The sequence below is a fragment of the Geomobilimonas luticola genome (assembly GCF_018476905.1).
Classification (GTDB): Bacteria; Desulfobacterota; Desulfuromonadia; order Geobacterales; family Geobacteraceae; genus Geomobilimonas; species Geomobilimonas luticola.
This window is the reverse complement of record NZ_JAHCVK010000001.1, coordinates 1,082,967-1,107,882: the sequence shown is the minus strand read 5'-3', so window position 1 is coordinate 1,107,882 and position 24,916 is coordinate 1,082,967. Positions and strand designations below refer to the sequence as shown.

The 24,916-nt window shown below is 59.7% G+C and carries 21 protein-coding genes, 1 pseudogene and 2 riboswitches; of the genes and pseudogenes, 3 read left to right on the top strand and 19 right to left on the bottom strand.

Annotation, left to right across the window (positions count from 1 at the left end; translation table 11 throughout):
- Window positions 1-8: 8 nt before the first annotated feature.
- The 12 genes and pseudogenes from KI810_RS05145 to KI810_RS05090 all read right to left on the bottom strand — a co-directional run.
- Window positions 9-1,250 (bottom strand): bifunctional alpha/beta hydrolase/OsmC family protein, encoded by a 1,242-nt coding sequence (locus KI810_RS05145; protein WP_214174378.1) that lies wholly within the window; start codon window positions 1,248-1,250, stop codon window positions 9-11.
- Between the two features lie 32 nt (window positions 1,251-1,282).
- Window positions 1,283-2,365 (bottom strand): ADP-ribosylglycohydrolase family protein, encoded by a 1,083-nt coding sequence (locus KI810_RS05140; RefSeq protein ID WP_214174377.1) that lies wholly within the window; start codon window positions 2,363-2,365, stop codon window positions 1,283-1,285.
- Between the two features lie 88 nt (window positions 2,366-2,453).
- Window positions 2,454-3,233, bottom strand: a complete 780-nt coding sequence (gene ygiD / locus KI810_RS05135; protein WP_214174376.1) for a 4,5-DOPA-extradiol-dioxygenase — start codon at window positions 3,231-3,233, stop codon at window positions 2,454-2,456.
- Between the two features lie 63 nt (window positions 3,234-3,296).
- Window positions 3,297-5,168 carry an amidohydrolase gene (locus KI810_RS05130; RefSeq protein WP_214174375.1) on the bottom strand — a complete coding sequence of 624 codons (1,872 nt, stop codon included), beginning with the start codon at window positions 5,166-5,168 and terminating at the stop codon, window positions 3,297-3,299.
- A gap of 36 nt (window positions 5,169-5,204) precedes the next feature.
- Complete coding sequence (locus KI810_RS05125) at window positions 5,205-5,858, bottom strand: hydrolase (RefSeq protein WP_214174374.1); 654 nt, start codon at window positions 5,856-5,858, stop codon at window positions 5,205-5,207.
- A gap of 201 nt (window positions 5,859-6,059) precedes the next feature.
- Window positions 6,060-6,650 (bottom strand): YceI family protein, encoded by a 591-nt coding sequence (locus KI810_RS05120; RefSeq protein WP_214174373.1) that lies wholly within the window; start codon window positions 6,648-6,650, stop codon window positions 6,060-6,062.
- A gap of 76 nt (window positions 6,651-6,726) precedes the next feature.
- Window positions 6,727-7,176, bottom strand: coding sequence for a MarR family winged helix-turn-helix transcriptional regulator (locus tag KI810_RS05115; RefSeq protein WP_214174372.1), 450 nt, complete (start codon window positions 7,174-7,176; stop codon window positions 6,727-6,729).
- 213 nt (window positions 7,177-7,389) lie between these two features.
- Window positions 7,390-8,124, bottom strand: coding sequence for an SDR family oxidoreductase (locus tag KI810_RS05110; protein ID WP_214174371.1), 735 nt, complete (start codon window positions 8,122-8,124; stop codon window positions 7,390-7,392).
- Between the two features lie 53 nt (window positions 8,125-8,177).
- A complete protein-coding gene (locus KI810_RS05105; RefSeq protein ID WP_214174370.1) occupies window positions 8,178-8,510 on the bottom strand; it encodes a DUF1904 family protein in 333 nt (110 codons plus the stop codon).
- Window positions 8,498-10,507: an FUSC family protein gene (locus KI810_RS05100; RefSeq protein WP_246525154.1), complete on the bottom strand. Its 2,010-nt coding sequence runs from the start codon at window positions 10,505-10,507 to the stop codon at window positions 8,498-8,500. Before KI810_RS05100 ends, KI810_RS05105 begins: the two co-directional genes overlap by 13 nt.
- The gene (locus tag KI810_RS05095) at window positions 10,504-10,968 is read right to left on the bottom strand and encodes a MarR family winged helix-turn-helix transcriptional regulator (protein WP_214174369.1); all 465 of its coding nucleotides are present in this window, start codon (window positions 10,966-10,968) and stop codon (window positions 10,504-10,506) included. The genes KI810_RS05100 and KI810_RS05095 overlap by 4 nt, the downstream gene beginning before the upstream one ends.
- Before the next feature lie 71 nt (window positions 10,969-11,039).
- Window positions 11,040-11,242, bottom strand: a pseudogene (locus KI810_RS05090) (acetyl-CoA hydrolase/transferase C-terminal domain-containing protein); the annotation flags it as partial.
- A gap of 397 nt (window positions 11,243-11,639) precedes the next feature.
- Here KI810_RS05090 and KI810_RS05085 point away from each other — a divergent pair.
- Window positions 11,640-12,389 carry a 4Fe-4S dicluster domain-containing protein gene (locus KI810_RS05085; RefSeq protein ID WP_214174368.1) on the top strand — a complete coding sequence of 250 codons (750 nt, stop codon included), beginning with the start codon at window positions 11,640-11,642 and terminating at the stop codon, window positions 12,387-12,389.
- Window positions 12,382-15,612, top strand: coding sequence for a molybdopterin-dependent oxidoreductase (locus KI810_RS05080; protein WP_246525152.1), 3,231 nt, complete (start codon window positions 12,382-12,384; stop codon window positions 15,610-15,612). The genes KI810_RS05085 and KI810_RS05080 overlap by 8 nt, the downstream gene beginning before the upstream one ends.
- Window positions 15,613-15,728: 116 nt before the next feature.
- Here KI810_RS05080 and KI810_RS05075 read toward each other — a convergent pair whose 3' ends face one another.
- The 6 genes from KI810_RS05075 to KI810_RS05050 all read right to left on the bottom strand — a co-directional run bounded on the left by KI810_RS05075 (window position 15,729) and on the right by KI810_RS05050 (window position 23,024).
- Complete coding sequence (locus KI810_RS05075; RefSeq protein ID WP_214174366.1) at window positions 15,729-15,893, bottom strand: hypothetical protein; 165 nt, start codon at window positions 15,891-15,893, stop codon at window positions 15,729-15,731.
- Window positions 15,894-15,895: 2 nt separating this feature from the next.
- Window positions 15,896-17,308: an AdeC/AdeK/OprM family multidrug efflux complex outer membrane factor gene (adeC, locus tag KI810_RS05070; protein ID WP_214174365.1), complete on the bottom strand. Its 1,413-nt coding sequence runs from the start codon at window positions 17,306-17,308 to the stop codon at window positions 15,896-15,898.
- 1 nt (window position 17,309) lies between these two features.
- Complete coding sequence (locus KI810_RS05065; protein ID WP_214174364.1) at window positions 17,310-20,477, bottom strand: efflux RND transporter permease subunit; 3,168 nt, start codon at window positions 20,475-20,477, stop codon at window positions 17,310-17,312.
- A 62-nt stretch (window positions 20,478-20,539) separates the two neighbouring features.
- Window positions 20,540-21,736 carry an efflux RND transporter periplasmic adaptor subunit gene (locus KI810_RS05060; RefSeq protein WP_214174363.1) on the bottom strand — a complete coding sequence of 399 codons (1,197 nt, stop codon included), beginning with the start codon at window positions 21,734-21,736 and terminating at the stop codon, window positions 20,540-20,542.
- A gap of 225 nt (window positions 21,737-21,961) precedes the next feature.
- Window positions 21,962-22,537, bottom strand: coding sequence for a TetR/AcrR family transcriptional regulator (locus tag KI810_RS05055; RefSeq protein WP_214174362.1), 576 nt, complete (start codon window positions 22,535-22,537; stop codon window positions 21,962-21,964).
- A 223-nt stretch (window positions 22,538-22,760) separates the two neighbouring features.
- Entirely contained in the window at window positions 22,761-23,024 is a 264-nt protein-coding gene (locus KI810_RS05050) for a DUF3553 domain-containing protein (protein ID WP_214174361.1), read from the bottom strand.
- Between the two features lie 420 nt (window positions 23,025-23,444).
- On the opposite strand from KI810_RS05050, the gene KI810_RS05045 reads away from it, so the two are divergent.
- The gene (locus KI810_RS05045; protein ID WP_214174360.1) at window positions 23,445-23,645 is read left to right on the top strand and encodes a cold-shock protein; all 201 of its coding nucleotides are present in this window, start codon (window positions 23,445-23,447) and stop codon (window positions 23,643-23,645) included.
- Between the two features lie 80 nt (window positions 23,646-23,725).
- On the opposite strand, the gene KI810_RS05040 is transcribed toward KI810_RS05045, so the two are convergent.
- On the bottom strand, window positions 23,726-24,334 hold the full coding sequence (locus tag KI810_RS05040; protein ID WP_214174359.1) for a cytochrome c3 family protein: 609 nt from the start codon (window positions 24,332-24,334) through the stop codon (window positions 23,726-23,728).
- Window positions 24,335-24,400: 66 nt separating this feature from the next.
- A riboswitch (cyclic di-GMP riboswitch) is annotated at window positions 24,401-24,477 on the bottom strand.
- 126 nt (window positions 24,478-24,603) lie between these two features.
- Window positions 24,604-24,680, bottom strand: a riboswitch (cyclic di-GMP riboswitch).
- Window positions 24,681-24,916: the final 236 nt, after the last annotated feature.

The window sequence follows — 24,916 nt, the reverse complement described above, 5'->3', positions numbered from 1 at the left end:
GCCCTGTCTCAGATCGGGGAATCGGGCCGCAGGGTGGTCACAACCTGTACCTCACCCGTCAGGGTGCGATGCACCGGGCAGTGCCCCGCTATCTCCAGCAGGCGTTGCCGTTGCGTCTCGTCCAGTTCCCCGCGCAGTTCCAGTTCCCGTTCGAACCTGTCTATGCGGCGGTCCTTTTCGTCGCAGTCGCGGCAGTCCTCGGCGTGGATCTTGTTCTGGGAGAGGCGTACGACCGCCTCCTCCAGGGGCCACCCCTTGCGGCGGGCATACATCTGGACCGTCATTCCCGTACAGGCGCCAAGGGCGGCCAGCAGGTAGTCATAGGGAGAGGGTCCCCGGTTGCCTCCCCCCTCCTCCAACGGCTCGTCAGCCACCAGATTGAACCCCTTCACGAAGAGGTCGGTTCGAAATCCCCCGGCTTCGGTGCGCGCCGTCACCCCCGTCCCGGCCTCCTCCGGAGATCGATGGGAAGGTGCGAGTGGCTCGGGGAGTTCCAGATAGCGGCCGGCCCAGGCGGCGATCATCTCGCCGGCGTACCGGGAGTCCCTCCCGTCGGAAAGCAGATGGTCCGCCGGGTCGAGGGAGATGAAGCTCTTGGGGTGGAACGCGGCCTGGTAGATGGCGGTGGCATTATCGATCCCGACGATCCGGTCGCGGGGGGAGTGCATCACCAGGAGCGCGACCTTGAGCCGGCGCAGCGCCGCGAGGGGGTTGTGGGTCTCCAGGTCGTCCAGCAGGCTCTTGCGGATGATGAAATCGCCGCCACCGAAGTTGACTGTGGCCTGGCCGCTCTGCTCGATCCCCTTCGCCGCTTCTCCCAGCAGCAACCGCAGATGGCCGGGCTTGGCGGGCGCAGCTATGGTGGCGATGGCTGTTATGGAGGGGATCTCCGCCGCCGCAGCCAGCACAGCCGCCCCCCCGAGGGAATGGCCGATCAGCAGCCGCGGGGACTGGTATTCCTGCTCCAGGAAACGGGCTGCCGCCACCAGGTCGCTTACCTCGGAAGAGAACGTCGTTGCGGCGAATTCTCCCTCGCTCTCGCCAAGTCCGGTGAAGTCGAAACGGAGCACGGCGATCCCCCGGCTGCTCAGGGCACGGGTGATGTGCACCGCGGCAGTCAGGTCCTTGGAGCAGGTGAAGCAGTGGGCAAACAGGGCGTAGGCCAGTGGCGGCCCGTCTTCGGGAAGTTCCAGGCGGGCCGCAAGCCGCAGCCCCTGGGCGTTGGGAAAGGTGATCCTCTCGGTTTTCATCGGTACTCCCCCATGGTTACCCCGGGATCTTGTTACGGATTTTCCATCTGCGCGGCCAGCTCAACCGCCAGCCGGCAGAGGGGTACGGAGTCCGCCAGCCCGTCCAGAAAGCGTTGCGGAATCCGTGACAGCCCGACCTGGGCGCCGACCAGTGCTCCGGCCAGCATGGCGCGCGCCTGGTTCTGGCCGCCGCCGTTGACGGCATGGAGGAGGGCGGATTCGAAATCGTCATGGAAACGGGCCGCCAGGTAGTAGGCCGCCGGAAGCTGGTGATAGATGGCGCAGGGCATGCCGTACACGAGGGAAACTTTCCAGGCCGGCTCGATGCGGATGTCCAGGTCCACGGCGGCGGCAGCCATGTAGGAAGGGGTAAGCAGGGCATCGGGAGAGGCAAATTTTCCGGCCCGCGGCGGATCCGGGGCGCCCGGCCGGGGTGGCTGGAGGTTCTCGCTGGTAACGGCGTGGAAGGGAAGCTCTCCTTTCTGCACCAGCTTCATCAGCCGGCCCGAAAGGTGCTCATCCAGGGGGTTCCCCTGGACGAGCAGCCCCAGCACCGCGCCATAGGCAACGGTCATGGAGACGATGACGTCATCGTTCTGTGTCAGGATGGTATTGTCCGCGATGGCGCCGGCGAGCTTTGCGGGGTGCAGCGCATAACGCACCGCCAGCACCAGGGTGCGCTCGATCGCCTCCGTGGTGTCGGCATGGCCGCCGGTCTCCCCCCAGGGGAGCTTCTGCTCCACTCTCTGTCGCCACAGCTCGCGGATCGACTGACTGGTATAGCCCCCCGGCCCGCAGATGGGGGTGCCGTCCAGGAGCGGCAGGAGCTCCGTGTCCATGCGGCGGCAGAAGTCCGCTTCGTCATAACGGCCCCGTTCAACCAGCGAACTCAGCAGCAGTTTGAGGATAAAACCTGCCTGGGAAAGCTGGCCCGCCTTGAGACCGGCGTGGTAGCGCCCCGGCCGCGGATCGGTATAGTCACTGATCCACTCTCCGTAGTCCCGTCGCAGTTCGGCGAGATCGTAGTACCAGTGGGGTCCGAGCCCCATGGCATCACCGATGAAAGCGCCCATGACGGCGCCGGCTGCCCGATCCCTGATAGTCGTGTCAGACATGTGGCCTCCTTGTTTCTCGAACCTTACTCCCCAATAATGCTCTTTTTTTGTCCTCAGGTCAGTCTTTCGCCCGCCGCTGCAGGTCATACTACCCCACCTGCACGGCAAGCATGGATATGGAGCCGCCATCGACCCCTTCGACGGGGAACGTGACGGCATCGCTCTCCCGTCTGGTGCCGATGACATACAGCAGCGGCAGATAGTGATCGGGGGTCGGAATGGACAGCATCCCATCCTGACCGAGCGTCTCATACTCGATGAGCGGCTGGTAGTCACCGGCGAGCAGCAGCTCCCTTGCGTTTGCTTCGAACCGGACGGCCCAGTCATAGGGATCGGGCATATGCCTTCCCCACGCATAGGCGTGGAGATTGTGGACCAGGTTGCCGCTCCCCACGATGAGGACCCCTTCGTCCCGCAGCGGCGCGAGTTTTTGACCCACCTGGAAATGAAAGGGAGCAGGGCGTGTTTTGTCGATGCTCAGTTGCACCACCGGGATGTCGGCGTCGGGATACACGTGGCAGAGCACGGACCATGTCCCGTGATCGAGTCCCCAGGAATCGTCGGGCGCGACCTGCAAAGGCGCCAGCATGTTCCGCACCCTCTGGGCCAGTGCCGGGTCGCCGGGCGCGGGGTACTGCACCTGATACAGCTCCCGGGGGAACCCGCCGAAATCGTGAATGGTCTGCGGTGCCGCGTTTACGGTAACGGCGGTTCCCGGCACATACCAGTGAGCGGAAATCGACAGAATGGCCGTCGGTCGTGGCGTCTGTTCCCCTATGCGCCGCCAAGCGTCGGTGTAGCTGTTGTGTGACAGGGCGTTCATGGGATTGCCATGACCGAGAAAGATCGAAGGTAATGTTTCGGACATTCAGGAGCCCCTTCCCTTGTATAACTCGAATGGTCTTTCCCCAGCGGTTCTCCTTTTGAGGGGTCAAAACGCGAAGCAGTCGCAGCCCAGGCCCCAGAAGTCACCGTACCGGGGAGCCCCGGCTTTACAACCGGCCAGGAGTTGCTGGGCAGCATGGCTACAACCGTGCGAGTGGCACTCGGCGGTGTGCAGGTGCTGGGGAACAGGTACGCCGTGCAGGGCGGCTTTGCGCATGTCCAGTGGCGCCCCGTACCCGCCGTAAACCTTCACGGGTGACCACTCCGGCAGCACCGGCAACGGGGTCGGGTCAAGGTTCCCGAATTCACCCGCGCCGTAGACAACCTTCCCGTCAACGATGGTCAGGACCGACTCGATCCCCTTGATGCTCTCTTCCGGCACCGCAAAGTAATCCTCCGTGAGCGCCGTGACATCCGCCAGCTGGCCGACGGCAATGGCCCCTTTCCTGCCGTTTTCACCGGAGAACCAGCTGCTCCCCTGGGTATAAAGCCGCAGTGCCTCCTCCCGGCTGAGGCGATTTGCCTCGGTGTAGAGCAAGGCGCCGCCGACGGTCTTCCCCGCCACCAGCCAGTAGAGGGAAACCCAGGGGTTGTAGCTGGAGACGCGGGTGGCATCGGTCCCCGCCCCCACGGGAATGCCGAGATCGAGCATCTTTCGCACCGGCGGGGTCCGCTCCGCGGCCTGCTTCCCGTAACGGTCCAGGAAATACTCCCCCTGGAAGGCCATGCGGTTCTGGATGGCAATGCCTCCTCCCAGCGCCTTGACCCGCTCCATGCTCTTGTCGGAGATGGTTTCGCAGTGATCGAAGAACCACGGCGTATCGGTGAAGGGGATGTCGCGGTTCACCTCTTCGAACACGCTCAACATGCGGGAGATGCTTTCGTCATAGGTCGCATGAATGCGGAACGGCCACTTATTGGCAGCCAACAGTGAAACGACCTCTTTCAGCTCCTTCTCCAGGTTGGACGGGAGATCGGGCCGAGGCTCCAGGAAATCCTCGAAATCCGCCGCCGAGTAGACCAGCATCTCCCCGGCGCCGTTGCAGCGATAGAAATCGTCACCCGTACCGGGAGCGGTCAGCTTCATGCAGCGGAGGAAATCCTCTTTTTCCTCCTTGGGCTTTTGCGTGAAAATATTGTAGGCCATCCGCACGGTCAATTCACCCCGCCGGTGCAGTTCCTCGATGATGGCGTAGTCGTCCGGGTAGATCTGCGAGCCGCCCCCCGCGTCCACCAGGGAGGTGAGGCCAAGGCGATTCAGTTCCCGCATGAAGTGCCGCGATGAATTCATCTGGTGTTCGGGGGGGAGCTTCGGCTGCTTGCCGACGGTGGCGTAGAGGATGCCGGCATTGGGACGGGCGATGAGGAGCCCGGTGGGATTGCCATGTACATCCCGCTGGATCTCGCCGGCGGGGGGATTCGGGGTGTCCTTCGTGTAGCCGCAGGCCCGCAAGGCGGCCTGGTTCAGCATGCCGCGACAGTAAAGGTGCAGGACAAAGACCGGCGTATCGGGGGCGACGGAGTTAATTTCCTCGAGGGTGGGCATGCGCCGCTCGGCAAACTGGAACTCACTCCAACCGCCGATGACCCGGACCCATTGGCCGGGGGGAGTGCGCTGCGCCTGTTCCTTCAGCATGCGCAAGCCGTCGGCAAGAGATGGAACACCGTCCCAGCGCAGCTCCAGATTGTAGGTGAGACCACCGCGGATCACATGCATGTGAGAATCGTTGAGCCCCGGGATGACCCGGCGCCCTTTGAGATCTATCCGCGCTGTTTTATCGGTTGCGGTGGCGAGAAGTTCATCCCCCCCGGTGGCGGTTATACGGCCTCCGGCCATGGTAATGGCCGAGACTTGGGGCTTGGCATTATCGAGGGTGGTGATCTTGCCGTTATACAGAATCAGGTCGGGTGCTTTCATAGCGTTACCTCCCGCTCGGCAAATCTCTCCAGCCGGTCATTTCCCCGCGACTTTGCGGCTGGGTGGCGCACCGTGCACCATGGTGTAGGCATACTCCACCCCTTGGCCGTAGGCGCCGCAGTGTTCTTTCACCGCTTCGATGACGGCGTCGTAGGTATCCTTGCGCGCCCAGTCACGCTGGTACTCAAGGAGGGTCTGCAGCGCGGTCATCGGCACGGCGCCAGCCTGCTCGATGCGCCGCATGGCGGCATTGTGGGCGGTGACGCTGGTCCCTCCCGAGGCATCTTCCACGGCATAGACATCATAACCATCTTTAAGTGCGCCCAGGGCCGGGAACGCAAGGCAGACTTCAGTCCAGAGGGCCGCCATGACCAGTTTTTTCCGTCCGGTGGCCTTGACTGCCGCCACAAACTTCTCATCCTCCCACGAGTTCATAGAGCTCCGTTCCACCGGTTCCTGGTTGGGGAAAAGGTCGAGGAGTTGCGGCCACAAGTTGCCGGAGAAGCTTTTCGACTCCACCGCGGTGAGGATGGTCGGCACGTTGAAGATTTTCGCCGCCTTGGCCAGGAGCATGACGTTGTTGAAGAGGGTCTGCCGGTCGATGTTGGCGACACCGAAGGTCATCTGGGGTTGAAAGTCGATCAGGATAAGGGCAGAGTTCTGGGGAGTGAGCAATTCTGTGTAGTTCATGGTGATTCTCCTTTCGGGCCTGCTAATCTACCTTTGAAGAGTGTATCGTTATCGCGCCCGTATTCAACACACCATCTCCATCATCCGCATGCCGCTTCACGGGAGGACCAGCTACACCATTGGCTGCTTTTCCCTTGCACAACCGACAAGGGGGAGACAGCCTCCTGGCTGCCCCCCCCTTGTCGAAAAACCCAGCGTCCCTTACTTCCTGATCATCTCGATTTCCAGGGTGATGGTCACTTCATCACCCACGGTAACACCGCCAGTCTCCAGGGCTGCGTTCCAGACCAAGCCGAAGTCCTTGCGGTTTATCTTGGTGGTCGCGGTGGTACCGCGCCGGATGTTACCCCAGGGGTCCTTGCTCTCCCTGGAGATCGGCTCCACATCAAGAACCACCTCTTTCGTCACGCCGTGCAGGGTCAGGTCGCCCGTGACTTTCAACCTGTCTTTGCCGGCCTTGGCCACTTTCTTCGAGACGAAAGTCATCGTCGGATATTTGGCCACGTCGAAGAAATCGGCGCTGCGCAGATGCTCGTCCCGCTTCTGCACGTTGGTGTTGATGGAACTGGTGTCGATACTGACGTTCACCTTTGACTTGGTGATATCTTTGTCATCGATTTCAACCGTGCCGGTATGCCTGTCAAAACTCCCCTTCACATTGGACACCATCAGGTGACGGACTTTAAAACCGACATTGGAGTGGTCGGGGTCGATGGCCCAGGTAGAAGCGAAGGCGAAGGCCGGAAGGGAAAGGGCGACGATAGTGCTGATTGATGCGATAATGCGTTTCATGATTATGTCTCCTTTTTTGTGTGCAGCTTCTATGTAGACATGATTCGACATTAAACCATTTCTTCAAATTTTTTTCTCAGCTTCTTCCCTCCTTATTCAATCCCAGTTTTTTGCACAGCGTACCCAGCTGTTCCTGCTCCGTCGCGGAGAGCGTACCCATTTCGGCCATAATCGCCGCCTCGACGTCGGCAAAGACTGTTTCGATCAACTGGGACCCCGCATCGGTCAGGTGAACCGTCAGATAGCGCCGGTCCTCGCTGTCCCGTTCGCGCCGCACCAGTCCCCTCTTTTCCAGGTTGTCGATCACCATGGTGATGTTCCCCGTACTCTTGAGGATCTTGGCGGCGATGTCCCGCTGGCACAAGGGTCCCTTGTGCAGCAGGGCCTCCAGCACGCCGAACTGGCTGATGGTCAGCCCTGCCGCCGCCATCTGCCGGCTGGTGCGTAAGGTCACGGTCTCAGCTGCGCGCATCAGCTTGGTGTAACAGTTCAGGGCGCGATATGTCGGGTTACCGGTGGATTTCATGGTTGCTCCTTCTTTCAACATCAAATGATTTAACGCTAAACTATATCTTTAGCCTTGCTCTGTCAAGATTTTTTTCGACGGGCATGAAAACCAGAACCAGACAAGGGGACAGGAAACAAAAAAGTCTGCCCGTGAGCAGGGAAATTTCTCTTTTCACGGGCAGACTTTTTAATATTTCTACTCTCTTACCTGCGGGGTATCGCCTTTTCTGGCTCAGGCCGGTATCATTGTCGCAAATTCCTTCTCAACCTGCTTGGGATCCTGCAGCAGTTTGCCATGAACTGCCTGGGACATGGGGTCAGGGAAAATCTCCTCGTCACCGGCGTCGATACCCGCCAGAATCGCGGCGGCAACCTGATCCGGCGTCGCCTTGGGCATCTCCTGGCCGGCGGTCATCCGGGTATCCACCGGGCCGGGGTAGACGCCGACCACCCGGACCCCGCGTGGGGCCAGTTCGGCCCGCACCCCCTGTATCAGGGAATGGACAGCAGCCTTGGAGGCACAGTAGGTTCCGTTGACCGGCAGATTGACCAGGCCGATGATGGAGCAGACGTTCACGATCGCTCCGCCCCGGGAGGCAAGCACCGGTGCGAATGCCCTGCACATGGCCAGGGTGCCGAAGAAGTTGACCTCCATCTCCTCACGGGCGCTCTCAATGCCGGTTGGACCGAGGAGCGGCACGCAGCGGTTGAGGCCGGCGTTGTTGATAAGCATAGCCACATCCCCGCACTGCTCCGCCACCGCCGCCACGCTGGCGGCATGGGTGATGTCCAGCCGGATCGCGGCAACCCTCTCCTTATCGAGTTGTGCCAATTCGGCGACTGATGCGATGGACCGCGCCGCCGCATAGACCTTCGCGGCCCCCTTGTCCAGCAGTCCCCTGACCAGAGCACCGCCGATCCCCCCGTTGGCGCCGGTCACCAGCACGATTTTCCCCTTGATCTCCATGTTGACTCCTTCCCTTAATGGCCGAATGCGATACGGCCTCTTCTCCCGGTCGCTCAAGGCAACCAGCTTACCTCTTTCAACGGCATCCCCTCCTTGTAGTAGAGAGAAGGGGCAAGCAGGACAAAGAATATGTGCACATCCCCCCAGCCGAAATGGCTGAGCAGGTTGTAGAGGTTTTCGGCAATACGGTCATGCTTTTCCTGGGTCCGCGGGAACATGAATAGCTCCAGTGACCGGGGGGTTGCGGTTAGCCGGGTAATATTCAGCAACTCGACCTTGACAATTTCCCGGGGCACGGCGGCAATGCGGGAAAACTCCTCCACGAGCACGGGAAGCGCCCGCCGCAGAGGCTCCTCATCGAATCCCTTGAATCTCAGGTAGGGCATTGCGTTCTTTGACCTCTCATCAAGATGACATTCCCGTGGAAAAGGGCGGCCGCATCACCCATCGCTTCGGCAGCGCACCTTCCCGGCGCACCATGCTCTCCCCCATCCGGTTCCGGAACACCGTGAAGCGCCCTTGAGGCACCCCGCAGCACCGCCTCGGCGTTTTTCGGCCGCTGCGAGGGATCGGCCAGCGTTCGCAGTGCCTGGTGTATTATCCGCGCGGTAGCGGGAGGGATATCCTTGCGGGTACGGGCTTCCTGCAGGCGCAGGATGCACCTGCCGATGGCCAGGGTCGTGAGCCCCCCCTCCACAATCCCTTGATGATCGGCATCGAATTTCCTCGCCATGACCACCAGGCGGATGACACGATGCTGGAGCCGTGCCTGCAGCCTCTCTATCACCGCTGCTGAATCCGCTGAGGCCATGGCTTCCAGATCACGAACTATGGCGGCCAACAGGGAGCGCAACCGACTGGCAGGATTTACCGGCAGCAGGTAGCGAAATGAAGCCCAGGCAAACCCTATTCCGACCACCGTGGCCAGTGCACCCTGCAGTTGGAGAAATGGTTCAGGGAGGAGCGACGCCCCCGGCTGTTCGACGAACATGAAGATGAGGGTGGCGTCGGTAGCCGCTGCCACGGTTTTTCGATACTGCATCAGCAGGACACCGAGCAGGATGAAAGGGGCGATGACGGCGATTTCAATCCCCGGATCGACCACACCCTTCAGCACGACCAGCCGGCAGAAGAGACCGGCCATGGTTCCCGTTGACGCCCCGATGAAAACCTGGGCCAGGGTAGCGGATGGATGTTCCCTGGTGGAAAAGAGGCTGACCATGATGGACGTCACCATCACCAGGGGTAATGCCTGCTTCCATCCGGTGACATGCCAGACCAGGCCGACGGCAAGGATTGCCGTCGCCGCTCGCATTCCCGCCCGCCGCGCCTCCCGCCAATCGCGATGGCCGACGAGCCGGCTCTCCGGTTTCGTCTCCGGGGCGGCTGTTACGGCGCCATAATCCGCCAGAACGAGCTTGAGGGAAGCGACGAGCTCGTCCAGCGTCTCCCCCAGAAAGGGGAGACGGGCAGTTGCCTCGATGGCAACCGTCTGCAGTTCGTCTGCGCACGTTATCGCCGGCCCGCTCCCCTCAAGACCCCCGGCGATCCTCTCCAGGTGCAGGGAAAGCTGCTCACGCCAGTAATCGTCCGGGCACTGCTCCCCACCATGCCGGGCGAACCGCTCACTGGCCAGCCGGCCAACGGCCAACAAAGCAAGGAGCGAGGCGATAAGGCTTCGCACGTGACGCTTTCTTTTCTTGAACCTGAACGAACCGGCCCCCACGATATCCACGAGACTTTCGATGTCCGCAATTTCCATGAGGATATCCCGCTCCTGCCGGACCGATCTGCTCCCTCTCCCCTGGCGAAGCGCCAACGCCAGCCATGCGACCGTTTCTCCGACAGCCCGTTGCAGGCGCTCCACAAATTCCCCCTTCGACTGGCGGGGGGTAAAGAGGAGGGTACTTGTGGTGGCGACGATGATGCCGATGAAGGTCCCGGCGATTCTGCCGAAGGCTAGGTCGTGGAGATTGGGGGGATCCTGGTAGCCGAGGATGGCGATGACGGAGCAGGTGTAACCGGCCAGAAGGCACGAGTAGGAACGGAGGCCGTAGGACAGGTTCCCGATGACGACACATCCCGCAATCCAGAGGGAAAGGGCAATGGTCAACGTTACCGGCGATGTGGCATACAGGAGAAGCAGTATCCCCGCCCCGGAACCGACCACCGTCCCGACAAGGCGGTAAAAACTCTTTTCCAGCAACAGCCCGCGCGTCGGCTGGATGACGATGATCGCCGTCATTGCCGCCCAGAACGGGCATTCGAGCTTCAACAGTACGGCCACCGTCAGTGCAACGAGGGCGGCTGCGGTACCGCGGAGTGCAAGCACGATGCGCGGCCGCTCGCGACACAACAGACCGCGCAGGTTCTGGGCCATCATCGCTTCACTCGCTCCCGAACGTCGTTTACGGCGGATTCGAGGCGTCCGATAAAGTCAGCTACCTGTGCGATTTCGCTGTCACTGAAAGGACCGAGCAGCTCGTTTTCAAGGGAGGCCACGGTTTTCCGGATCCGGTCAACGACACGCTCCCCCTCCGGCGTCAGACCGAGCAGTTTCGCCCGGCGGTCCGTACTGTCTTCCGACCGCTGGATAAGCCCCTTGGCGATGAGGGTATCGAGGAGGCGGACCAGGGAGGGACCTTCGATGCCCACGGATGCCGCAAGATCCTTCTGGCGAATTCCGTCCCCGTGGAGATGGAGATGCAGGAGGGGACGCCAGGTGGCATCCGTCAGCCCGGCCGCCTGTGCTTCGGTGTCCAGCACCTGGCGCCAGCGCCGTGTCAGGAGGGCGAGACGGAAGATGAGATTGCTTCGGTCAATCGTCGAATTAAAGGCACGCATGTAATATAGATAGCAAACTATCTATTTTATTGCTACCTTTTTAACGTTATCTGCACGTGCGTTCACAAAAAAAGCCCTTCCGCGACCGGAAGGGCTTCAAAACAGGCCTCGATCTTGTCGGCAATCTGGACGATTTCCGGCACCGCCCCGCAGGACGCGGTTCGAGCCGGCCGCCGTTGTCCTTGGTGTAAAAGCCGTACCCCAGGTCCTGGGCGAACATGGAAAGGTGCCGGTCCCCCATCCGGATGCGCCCCTCGTTGATCCCCGCCTGGATAATAGTGGACTGATAGCAAATCATTCTCCAGAGCGAATCTGCATTTTTTTTCAAAATTGAAAAATGGGCAGCCGTTTTAGATTATTTGAAACATCGGAATAAAATGGAATGACATGCCCCAATCAGTCCGCCACCAGTAACGTCACCCCCAGGAATAAACAAAATCTTGCGATGCACACCGCCCGGACAACGAAAAGAATATATTTCCTGGAAATTTTGTGTTTTTGGGACTATAGTGCACTGCAGTTAAACGCTGTACCCTCTGTTTCGACTGGGGACCCGGGTGAAACAGGTCATCGGCGCCCTCCTCCCGCGGCAAGCCAGGGGGCATGGGGCGCGCCAGACACAACGACCGGACAAACGATTGCGCGACATACATACAGAGGAGGAGGGTTCCATGCAGAAAGACATTCTGTTGACCATGCAGGAAGACCTGGAGCGGGCGCTCATACAGTCAACCGACAAGCGACGCTGGGCGATGCTGATCGACGTGCGCAAGTGCGTCGGCTGCCACGCCTGCACCATCGGCTGCGTCTCGGAGAACAAGCTGCCTCCCAAGCTCCAGTATCGACCGGTGCACGAATACGAACAGGGGAAGTACCCCCTTGTCTCCCGCACCTTTCTCCCCCGCCCCTGCATGCAGTGCGACAAGCCCCCCTGCGTTCCGGTCTGCCCCAAGGTCGGCAAGGCCACTTGGAAGGAGACGAAAGGGACCGGCGCCGGCATCGTGCCGGTCAACTACAGCGAGTGCATCAGCTGCGGCAAGTGCGTTAAGGCCTGCCCCTACGGCGCCCGCACCCTTGACCCCGGCGGGTTCCACACCGACGGCACCCCGGCGGTACAGCAGTACGAGAAGCTCCCCGCGTTCGAGTATGGCCGGAAGCTGGCCCGGGACGGCAAGGGGCTGCCGATACGAAAAGCCCGCAAGTGCCACTTCTGCCTGCACCGCCTGGCCGCCGGCCAGCTTCCCATGTGCGTCACCACCTGCATCGGCCGCGCCACCTATTTCGGCGACGAGAACGACCCCCAGAGCCTTATCGCCCAAGTAAAGAAGGGAGCGAAGATGCAGATCCTCAAGGCGAACAAGGGGACGGCTCCCCGCGTCTACTACATTGCCAATGAAAAGCTGGAGGTGCTCTATGTCTAAGCAGGGCATGTCGCGACGCGACTTTCTCAAGACAACTGCCGCGGCAGGCTGTGGCGCCATCGTCGCTTCCCAGCTCGATTTCGCCCGCGGTCTCATCGCCCGGGTGGAAGCGGGGGAGCTGACCGCCGCCGAGGCCTACGAACTGCTCAGGGCCGAGAACACCCTCTACACCGTCTGCCTCAACTGCAACACCGGCTGCGGCATCAAGGTGAAGATACTGGACGGGGTGGCGGTGAAGATCGACGGCAACCCTTACAACCCCTTCAACCTCCACCCCCACCTGGAGATGAAGGATGCGCCGGAGACCGCCGTCAAGGTGGATGCCGGCCTCTGTCCCAAGGGGCAGTCGGGGCACCAGGGGGCCTATGACCCGTACCGGATCACCAGGGTGCTGAAGCGTGCCGGGAAACGGGGCGAGAACCGGTGGCAGTCGATCCCCTTCGATCAGGCCATCACCGAGATCGTCAATGGCGGCCTGCTGTTCAAAAACGTAGCGGGTGAAGAGAGCCGCCAGGTTACGGGACTCAAAGAGCTTTATGCCCTGAAGGACGGCAAGCTGTTCGAAGAGATGGGTAAAGACATTGCGGCCCTGCGCAAGAAGAAGCCGGAAGAGCGGAAGAAGGCCATCGACGAATTCAAGGTCAAGCACGCCGCCAATCTGGGGGTGCTGATCGACCCGGACCACCCGGACTTCGGACCGAAGAACAACCAGTTCGTCTACTTCTGGGGGCGGAAGAAAGGTGGCCGCTCCAATTTCGCCGCCGCCTTCAACGGCGCCTTCGGCACGGTCAATACCCACGGCCACACCACGGTCTGCCAGGGATCCCTCTACTTCGCCTGCAAGGCCATGAGCGAGCAGTACGTGGGGAACGGGTTCAAGGACGGCCAGAAGTTCTACTGGCAGGCGGACCAGGAGAACAGCGACTATGTCCTGTTCGTCGGCGCCAACCTGTTCGACGGCAACTACGGTCCCACCAACCGGGCCATGCGGATGACCCAGCGGCTCGCCGACGGGAAACTGAAAATGACCGTCCTCGATCCCCGGTTTACCAAGCTGGCGGCGAAGGCCCAGCGCTGGGTCCCGATCCAGCCCGGCACCGACGCAGCCTTCGCCATGGGGATGACCCGCTGGATATTGGAAAACAAGCGGTTCGACGCGAAATACCTCGCCAACTGCAACAAGGCTGCGGCTTCAGCCGAGAAGGAAGCCACCTGGAGCAACAGTGCCTGGCTGGTGAAGCTGGACAAGGACGGCAAGCCGGGCAAGTTCCTCCGCGCCCACGAAATTGGATTGAAACCAGCGGAAAAGCGCAAGGACAAGGACGGCAAGGAGTTCGACTTCGAATACCTGGTAGCAATGAAGGATGGCAAGCCGGTTGCCTTTGACCCGAACGACGACAAGGAAGCAGTCAAGGGGGAGCTGTTCGTCGCTACTGAGCTGAAGGACGCCGACGGCAAGCCGGTCAAGGTGAAGAGCGGCCTGCAGTTGATGCAGGAGGCGGCACAGGAGAAGTCCATTGCCGACTACGCCACACTCTGTGGCACCGATGCCGCCACCATCGAGGCGGTGGCCAAGGAGTTCACGAGCTTCGGCAAGAAAGCGTGCGTCGACATGCACCGCGGTCCGGCCCAGCATACCAACGGCTTCTACACCATCTCTTCCCTCATGAACCTGAACCTCCTCATCGGCAACTTCGACTGGAAGGGAGGGATGATCGCCGCCTCCACCTTCAACTTCGACGGCACCAGCTCCAGCACCGACAAGCAGCCATTCAACTTCAAGAAGATCGGCCCCAAGGGGCAGAAAACCTTCGGCACCTCCATCATCCGCCACGACTGGAAATACGAGGAGTCCTCGCTGTTCGCGGGGAAGGCTTCCTACCCAGCCAAGCGGAACTGGTGGCCGATCTCCTCCGACGTCTACGAGGAGATCCTCCCCTCCATCGCCGACGCCTACCCCTACGGGGCCAAGGTGGTATTCTCCTACATGGGGGCCCCCACCTACTCGCTGCCGGCGGGGCAGACCCAGATCGAGGCCCTCACCAATCTGGAGAAACTGCCGCTCTACATCGCCAGCGACATACTTGTCGGACCCACCTCCATGTATGCCGACTACATCATCCCCGACCTCCACTACCTGGAGCGCTGGGAGTTCCAGGGTTCCCACCCCAACATGCCGGTGCGGATCCAGCCGGTGCGGCAACCGGTCATCGCCTCCCCCAACGAGGTAGTGACCGTATTCGGGGAACAGCAGCCGCTCTCCTACGAGACCTTCTGGCTCGCCCTGGCGGAAAAACTGGGCATGAAGGGGTTCGGCAAAGACGGCTTCGGCCCGGGACAGGATTTCAACCGCCCCGATGATTTCTATATCCGGATGGTGGTCAACCTCGCCCTGGACCGGAAGGAACCGGTCGCCGACGCCAGCCAGTCTGAGATGGAGCTGTTCCTGAAGAGCCGCCGCCATCTGCCGAAAGATGTCTTCGACCCGGACCGCTGGAAGGCGATCAGCGGCACCGCCTGGCCCAAGGTGGTGACGGTGCTGAACCGCGGCGGCCGGTTCGACAGCCAGTCCGTCACCTATAAAGGCGATCAGGTGGCCAACAAGTACGGCAAGCAGATCAATCTCTACCAGGAGAAGACCGCGGGCTGCAAGGACGCCTTCACCGGCAAGTCGTTCCATGGCATGGCCCGTTATGTGCCGGTAACCGACACCCTGGGGAACGCGCCGACGAAGCAGGCGGAGGGATACCCGCTCCACCTCATCACCCAGCGGGACGTCCGCCACTGCAAAGCCAGGACCATCACCAACCAGTACCTGACCGACAGCATGCCGGAGAACGGCATCATCATCCACACCAGCGATGCGAAGAAACTGGGCGTGAAGAGCGGCGACAAGGTGAAGGTGGTCTCCTCCACCAACCCGGACGGGGTATGGAACCTGCAGAACGGCACGAAAAAGCCGATGGTCGGCACGGTCCAGGTGACCGAAACCATCCGCCCTGGCGTCATAACCTTCACCCTGGGCCACGGCCACTGGGATTCGGGGGCCGCGGACGTGGTCATCGACGGCAAGACCGTCAAGGCCGACAAGCGCCGCGCCGCAGGCATTCACGCCAACGCCGCCATGTGGATCGACCCGCACCTGAAGAACACCTGCATGATCGACACGGTGGGTGGCAGCGTGTCCTTCTATGACACGAAGGTGAAACTGGTCAAGGTATAGGATTTTCTACCAAGGGCACAAAGCAAAAGGGGCGGAAACCCGTTACGGGACCGCCCCTTTTGCTTTGATGTTCAAATAGTAAAGCACCAACACTTTCACATGCAATGGCGACCCCGCTATCTGTGTCCGAAGAGCAGATGAATCAGATTTATGGGCCAGCCGGGCGGTGGCTCCTTGACCAGAATAGAGTAGGCTATCATCACGACGAGCAGGCCGATGATGATGTAAAGGGCTATTCTCGACGGCTTCATGGTTTCTTTGCCGGGATCCTTCGCCTCCATCCTTATTTCGTCCCTCCACCCAGCACCTTGTAGAGCGTCACCTGATTGGCCAGCCGGGTCAACCGGACCCCGATCAGGTTCTGCTGGGCGCCGTAAAGGGCGCGCTGGGCGTCCAGCACCTGCAGGTAGCTGTCCACCCCCTTTTCGTAGCGAGCCTGGGAAAGCTTGTAGCTTTCGGAGGTGGCGTCGGTGAGGGACTGCTGCGCCGCCAGCTGGTCGTCGATGGTCCCCCGCTGGGCAAGGGAGTCGGCCACTTCCCGGAAGGCAGTCTGGATCGCCTTTTCGTACTGGGCCACGGCAATGTCCCGGTCCACTTCCGACACCTTCAGCTTGGCCCGGTTGCTGCCACCGTCGAAGATGGGGAGGGAAATCTGGGGTGCGAATTTCCAGACAAAGGAATCTGACGTGAAGAGCCCCCCCAGATCGTCGCTGCCGAAGCCTACGGAAGAAACAAGCGTGATGCGCGGAAAGAACGCGGCCCGCGCCGCACCGATGTTGGCGTTTGCCCCCTTGAGGAGATTTTCGGCCTGGAGAATATCGGGGCGATTGAGCATGACGTCGGAGGGGAGACCGGGAGCCACATCCTTCATGGCGGTAATGGCTTCAGAGATGGATCCCGGAATGAGATCAGTCGGGACTGGCGAGCCAACCACCAGATTCAGCGCGTTCTCGTCCTGGGCCACCAGGGTGGTATAACGGGCAATGTCGACCCGCGCCGTATCCACGCTGGTCTGGGCCTGGTTGAGGTCGAGGGCGGAAGAGACGCCCGCCTCGAAGCGGCTCCTGGTGAGCTTGAGGGACTCCTGCTGGGCTGCAAGGGTTTCTTTGGCAAGATTCAGCCGCTCCCGGTCGGCCGCAAGCGCGAGCCACGTAGTGGCGACCTGGGAAACGAGGCTTATTTGCACACTCCGCTGCGCCTGTTCGGTGGCGAGGTACTGCTCCAGCGCCTGGTCCTTGAGGCTGCGCACTCGCCCGAACAGGTCGAGTTCATAAGAGCTGACGCCAAGACCGACGGTGTACTGATGAATGTTCACCGGCACACCTTTCCCGGAAAAGTCTTCGGACAGACGCTGCAAGGTAGCGGCGGCATTGGCGTCGACATGCGGCACGAGATCGGACCGCTGGATCTGGTACTGGGCACGGGTCCGTTCAATATTCAGGATTGCGACCCGCAGATCCCGGTTGTTCGCAAGTGCCAGGTCTATAACCTTTTGCAGTCGAGGCTCGACGAAGAAATCGCGCCAGGGGATGTCAGCTACCGGTTTCTGCGCTGACGTCCCTGTTTCCGTTGTATAGGCCGGACCGCCGGGCCAGTTGGCCGGTACCGGCGGCTCGGGACGGGTATAGCCGGGGGCCATGGTGCAGCCGGTGAACAGCAGCAGCGTGCCGGCGAGACAGTAATTCCTGAACGTCATATCAGTGCTCCTCTCCAACAGTTGCTACGGCAGGTTCTCCTGCGTGCGACGTGTATTTTTTCCGGCCGAACAGCCGCGAGACCATGACAAAGAAGAACGGGATGAAGATCAGGTCGATGAAGGTGGCCGAGAGCAGTCCGCCGGTGACGGCGGTGCCGATGGCGTTCTGGGCCGCGGCACCGGCCCCCTTGGTAAGAGCCAGGGGGAGGGTGCCGAAGAAGAAGGCCAGCGAAGTCATGATGACCGGGCGAAGCCGGATCTTGATCGCTTTCAGGGTGGCATCCACCAGTTCATGGCCATCATGTAACTGGGCCTTTATGAACTGGATGATGAGGATGGCGTTCTTGGTGGAAAGTCCCACGGTGGTGAGCAGGCCGATCTGGAGATAAACGTCGTTGGGGAGCACCCGCAGCGAAACCGCTGTGACTGCGCCGACCAGACCCAGCGGGAGCATCAGCAGGTTGACAAAAGGTATGGTCCAGCTCTCGTACAGTGCCGCAACGGAGAGAAACACCACCAGCAGCGAGATGGCATAGAGCGCCGGAGCCTGGGCTCCCGCCTTCTTTTCCTCGTAGGATAGACCGGTCCACTCGTAACCGATCCCGGCCGGCAGCTGGGCCGCCATCTTCTCCATCTCCGCCATCGCCTCGCCGGTGCTCACTCCAGGAGCCGCCTGTCCCATGATCTCCACCGAAGGAATACCGTTATAACGCTCCAGACGGGGTGAACCGTACCGCCAGTGGGCGGTGGCAAAAGCCGAAAACGGCACCATTTCGCCGGTTTTGTTGCTTACATACCAGCTGTTGATATCCTCCGGCAGCATCCGGTATCTGGCGTCCGCCTGGAGATAGACCTTCTTGACCCTGCCGTTCTGGATGAAGTCGTTGACATAGGTACTCCCCCAGGCAGTGGACAGCACGTTGTTGACATCGGCCAGGGAGACCCCCAGGGCGCCGGCCCGGACATCATCGATATCCAGCTTGAACTGGGGGGAGTCATCCTGGCCGTTGGGGCGGACCGCAATCAGTTTGGGGTTTTTCATGGCCATCCCCAGCAACTGGTTGCGCGCCTCCATCAGCTTTTCATGCCCAAGACCGCTGCGATCCTGCAGCATGAAGTCAAAGCCGTTTGCCTGGCCCAACTCCACAACTGCCGGAGGCGAAAAAGCGAAGGCGAGACCATCTTTGTACTTGGAAAACGCCGCCATGGCCCGGCCGGCAACGGCCGGCGCTTTCAGGTCAGGCGTCTTGCGCAGTTTCCAGTCCTTGAGCCTGACAAAGGCCAGCCCCATATTCTGCCCACGCCCGGCAAAGCTGAAGCCGGCAACCGTTATGATCGTTTCTACGGCATCTTTCTCCTTTTCCAGGAAATGATGTTCCATCTGCTCGATAAGCTTCAAGGTCCGCTCCTGAGTGGCTCCGGCCGGCAGCTGAACCTGGCAGATGATGAACCCCTGGTCTTCATCCGGCAGGAAGGCGGTGGGAAGCCGCAGGAAAAAGAACACCATGGCGGCGACTATGGCACCGTATATCACCAGGTAGCGCACCGGCTTGCCGAAGGAGCGGCCGACGATTCCTTCATACTTCGTCCTGCAGAAGTCGAACAGTTTATTGAACCACCGGAAGAATTGGCAGAACCAGCCGCACTCCCCCGGCTCATGCCCCTTTTCGATCGGCTTGAGAAGGGTGGCGCACAGGGCCGGGGTCAGGATCATCGCCACCAGTACCGAGAGAATCATGGCGGATATGATGGTGATGGAAAACTGGCGATAGATGACGCCCGTGGAACCACCGAAGAAGGCCATCGGCAGAAAGACCGCCGTGAGCACGGTGGCAATGCCCCAGAGGGCGCTGGTGATCTGCCCCATGGACTTGATGGTGGCGTCATGGGGCGACAGCCCTTCCTCGGACATGATCCGTTCCACGTTCTCGACGACGACGATGGCGTCGTCCACCAAAAGACCGATGACAATGACCAGGGCGAACATGGTCAGGGTGTTGATGGAGAAGCCGGCCGCCGACAGTACCCCCATGGTACCGAGAAGCACCACCGGCACGGCGATGGTAGGGATCAGGGTGGCACGGATGTTCTGCAGGAAGAGGAACATGATGACAAAGACCAGGAATACCGCCTCAAGCAGGGTCTGGACTACCTCTTCGATGGAGATCTTGACAAAGGGGGTGGTGTCGTAGGGATAGACCACCTTCACGCCGGGTGGCATGTATTTTTCCAGCTCCGCCATCTTGGCTTTGATCCGGTCCCCGGTATCCAGGGCGTTGGCGCCTGCCGCCAGCCGGATTGCCATACCCCCCAGCGGCTTCCCTTTGTAACGGGCTTCGATCTCGTAGTTCTCGGTGCCGATTTTACATTCAGCCACATCCTTGAGCTTGACCGTGGAACCATCGGGGTTGGTGCGCAGGACGATGGCACCGAACTGTTCCGTCGTCTGCAACAGCGTTCGGGCGGTGATGGTAGCGTTCAGCTGCTGCCCCGGAGCTGCCGGGTTGCCACCGAACTGGCCGGCGGAAACCTGGGCATTTTGTGCCTGAACTGCTGCAATCACGTCATTGGTGGTCAGATGATAGTTATTCAGTTTGGAAGGGTTCAGCCAGATCCGCATGGCATTCTGTGAGCCGAACATCTGTACTTCGCCGACCCCTTCAACCCGGCTTATGATGTCCTGGACGTTGGACACAAGGTAATCGGTCAGTTCATGCCGTCCCATGGAACCATCTTCCGACACCAGACCGACGATTATCAGGAAGTTCCTGGTGGACTTGACCACCTGGATCCCCTGCCGCTGGACGATCTGTGGCAGCAGTGGCGTTGCAAGCTGGAGCTTGTTCTGCACCTGAACCTGGGCGATGTTGGGATCGGTACCGGCCTTGAAGGTCAGGTTGATGGCTACGGCCCCGGCCGAGTCGCTGGTGGAGGACATGTAGATCAGGTTGTCGATGCCGTTCAGCTTCTGTTCGATTACCTGGGTGACGGTGTCCTGCACGGTCTGGGCAGAGGCACCGGGATACATGGCATTGATGGTGATCTGGGGGGGCGCGATCGGCGGGTACTGGGAGACCGGCAGGGTCTTGATCGACAGCAGACCGGCCAGCATGACCATGATGGCGATAACCCAGGCAAAAATGGGGCGTTCAATGAAAAAACGAGGCATGAAAAGCTCCTTAAAGAATCGTCAACTAAGGCCTATAGGACCTGTAGGTCCAATACGACCTATTATTTTTTCGCCGCAGGTTGTGCAGCAGCCGCCGGTGCGCCTTCCGCCGGCTTGCTGCCGAACGGGACAGCCTTGACGGTGGTGCCGGGACGCGCCTTCTGGATCCCTTCCAGGATGACCCGATCACCCGCTTTGAGGCCTTCGCCCACCAGCCAGTTGTCGCCGACGGTCCGGGCGACCTTGATGGTCCGCGGCTCCACTTTTTCTTCCGCCCCGACCACCATGACCATGGCTTCGCCGACCGGGTTGCGGGTAACCCCTCGCTGCGGCACCAGTATCGCCTGCTCGTTCACCCCTTCCTGCACCACGGCCCGGACGAACATCCCCGGCAGCAACTGCTGCTTCGGGTTGGGGAACAAGGCGCGGAGCGTGACCGATCCGGTGGTCGGTTCCACGGTGACGTCGGAAAACTTGAGGGTTCCTTCCAGCGGATAGGTCGCACCGTTTTCCAGCAGCAGCTTAACTTTTGCGCCGGCCGCTCCTCCCTTTTTGAGCAGGCCGCTTGCCAGGCTTTGCTGCAGGCGGAGCAGTTCGGCGCTTGACTGGGTGATGTCCACATACATGGAACCCAGATTCTGGATTGTGGCCAGGGGAGCAGACTGGTTGGCGGTCACCAGCGCCCCGTCGGTCACCGTCGACTTGCCGATACGACCCGATATGGGTGCTGTCACCTTACTGTACGCCAGGTTGATCCTTGCCGTCTCCACTGAGGCCTTGGCAGCTGCCACCTCCGCCTCGGCCTGCTTGAGCGAGGCACTGGCATCGTCGTAGTCCTGTTGGCTCACGGCCTTGATCTTCACGAGGTCGCGGAAGCGCTCCTCCTTGAGACGGGCAGGGATCAGGTTCGCCTCGGCGCGGGCAAGAGCCGCCTTTGCGCTTGCATATGCAGCCTGGTAGGTGGCCGGATCGATCTGGTACAGCACCTGGCCGGCCTTGACGTCACTCCCTTCGGTGAAAATCCGTTTCTGGACGATTCCACTCACCTGAGGTCTGACTTCAGCTACCAGATAAGCGGAAGTGCGGCCGGGAAGTTCCGTAGTAACTGCAGCCCGTTGGGTCTGGATGGTTATTACGCCGACTTCGGGGGGACCGCTGGGCGGAGGGGTGGATTTTTTCTTGCCGCATCCGGTCACCGTCACGCCGACAACCAGAATTCCTGCAACGGCAATCAGCTTTGCTCTGCTCGTGGTTTGCATAAACACCTCAATGGATTTGAAGAATTACCAGCCGAGCCGGCTGGAGCTATCTGGCTGGAAGCCAGCCTTATTTGTCTTTTCTGAAAAAAGCGATAACAACGATAAGCGCCCAGAGCGCCATTGTGACAGCAACAAAGAGGTTCATCCGCATCATCCTCTGCCTAGGAGACCAACTGAATGAATATTCATTCAAAAATCAGCCCATATACTCCGTTACTAACGCCCTTACCGCCTCACCCCATCCCAGCATGCCTCCACGGTCCGGACGATAAGGGCGTCGTCCAGGGTGATAAACCCGAGGATGTGATCCCGCGCCACGGAGAGAAGGGGGCCGAAGGCCAGGGCAAAGAGGATCGGAAGGGGGAAATCCTTCATCACCTGCTGATAGATTCCCTCATCGAAGAGCATGCAAAAGAGGTTGCCTTCCCCCTTTTTCCCCTGCAACTTGTCCCGACGATGCTCCACGCCGTAAGGTGAGTTGTGAAACTGCTCCAGGTAGCGAAAATCGCGGGGGTTTTCGATGAAGAACCTGAGCACCGCCGTACCAATATGGAGAAATCGCTCGCGGAACGGTTTTTCCGTTACATACCCCTCCTGTATAGCTGTGGACAGCTTGTCTTCCACCTCGCGGTAGAGCTCGGCGATGAGTACGTCTTTGTTCTCGAAGTAGCGGTAGATCGTCCCCGCCCCGACCCCCGCCCTTTCGGCAATCATGGCCATCGGGGCGCCGTGGAATCCATGCTCGGCGATGAGTTCCAGGGCGGCACGGAAAATCTCTTCTCGTTTTTCAAGTTTCATCATAAACAGCTCCCGGAATGAACGTTCATTCCAAACTATAATTAGTGGCCACCGTTGTCAAGTTGTTTTTGCCAATGGTCAGTCAGCGTTGAAGAAATCTTCTGTTCTTCAACGGGAGGGATCACTGTGACAGAAACAAACACGAAAGCCCCCGCTCCGGAAGGAAGGGGGCTTTCGTTGTTTCGGAATGTGACATGCCACTGCCGGCCAGAATCAGTACACTTCGTTAACCTTCGGCAGGAGTGAGCGTTTCCTTTTTTGCCTTTCTGGGTGCCGGCCGGGCTTTCACCACGGCAACGACTTCCGGGGGAGGTAAATAGGATGCAGCTTCAGCCGGTTGCAGGGTGTCGAAATGAGATGCCGCTATTTTCCGACTAACGCCGTCACTGAACAGGATCGTCGCCCGGTTGTCATTCACATCCAACACCTTGCCGGAACCCCACTGCAGGGCACCCGCGTGACTTACAAACTTGCCTGTCTTGATTATCATTGGTTCTGACCTCATCTATCTGAAGGGGTGGTAGGTCCTGCATTTAATATTCATAGACAGTATCAGCCGTCCCTCACAGTCAATTTATTACTTGGCCAGTCAGGGCAACATACACTACATAATGACGCAATACAGCATTTATAGCAAGCTATATATACGTTTACGCTTGTGCCGTCTAAGATACTGCCGTCTTGTCATATCTTAATGGGCAAACTGATACTGCTCATAGTGTAAGAGATTCCACATATCGGCTCCCGGCAAATCCAGTGGGAAAAAGGCTGGCCGGATTTTCCCTGCTATTTATTTCAGGACACCCCAGATTAAATAGATTGACATTGCTTATTGAAAGCTGTTAGGGTGACGTACGTTCGGAATTTGTGCCGGACAAAACTAAGAAGAAGTATCAGGAGAAAGAACACAATGGTAAACGGAACAGTGAAGTGGTTTAACGACGCGAAGGGTTTTGGGTTTCTTGAGCAGGAAAGCGGTGAAGATGTATTTTGTCATTTCTCCGCCATCACAGGCGACGGGTTCAAATCCCTTGCCGAAGGCGATCGCGTAACGTTCGAAGTAACCAAGGGTCCGAAAGGGCTTCAGGCCGCGAACGTGACACGAGTCTAAATAGAACTCGAGTCGGAACCAGAAAGCCCCGGAGAAATCCGGGGCTTTTTTTGTGTGGCACCATCCTGGCACGCGTTTTCCTACATGTTGTGGCATGCGAAACAGAGGATGCTTCGGTTAGAACCCACGGCGAGGTGTTTCGACTCGCGGTTGAGCGGGTCATGGCAGGTGATGCAGCTCAGCTTGCCTTCCACGAGTACCATATTCTGGGGCAGTTCCGCCGCACTGTGCAGGTTCTTCTTGAGGAGCGATGCCGCCTCGTAATCCATGCCGATGGGGTGATTGGAGGACATTTTCGCCATCTCCGCATTCACGACGCCGGCCGGCAAGCCCGGACCGCCATTGACCACCACTCCCTTCTCGTCATGGCAACCGAGACAACCTTGGGAAACCGAATCGATCTGTCGCTCCTGTTTGCCTCCGGGAAATATCGACAGATTGATGCGGAACCGTTCATCGCTGGTCGCCCGTTCCTGAGCCGCCCGATGCATCTCGTCTCTCATGGTGAGAAATTTTTCTCGCGGGCCGGTTTCACCCAGGTAGACCGCATAGTCGCACATGGAATTGGAGGTGCTCTCCGCCGTCACTTGGCCGCTGTCAGCCACCACTGCAAGCAAGGCGGCCGAGCAGATGCTCGCCGCGACCAGACCTTTCCTGAACCAATTTACTACGTGATGATTGTTCACCATAGACAGACCCTCCTGGGCCCGGTTGCCAAGCAGTTCACGCAACAACCTGGGCCAAATGCGTGATATTTCGGCAACCCGGCTGTCTCAGTGAGACCCTGTGAGCTTTCCGCCCCACCCTCGCGGATGGTTAAGTATTGTCGTCTATCAACTGGTGAATGATAGTTTCGGGATTATTCCCGTGTCATTGCCATAGTGTGTCTCGTCGTCTCCTGCCATCACCCCCTTTCCCTATAAAAAAAACAGCCGGGTTGCCGGAATATCAATGATATTTCGGCAACCCGGCTGTCTCGTTGAGACCCTGTGGGCTTTCCGCCCCATCCTCACGGATGGTTGAGTAGTATCGCCTATCAGTAAAACAAAGTTATTTTCTTGCCCATTATATGCATTATTCCCCAGCTGTCAACCTTTTTCTCATGATATCAGCGAGTTGCCTAGCCGGCCCCTGTAGTAAGGCAATGTTGATCCTGTCAGAGTCCAGATCCCTTCGTGACGGATTGCCGCAAGTTCAGTATCCCTCGAAACCGCGCTGAATAGGACTTAAGGTATTGGCAGTATATTTAATGAACTCGGTGTGGTACCAAT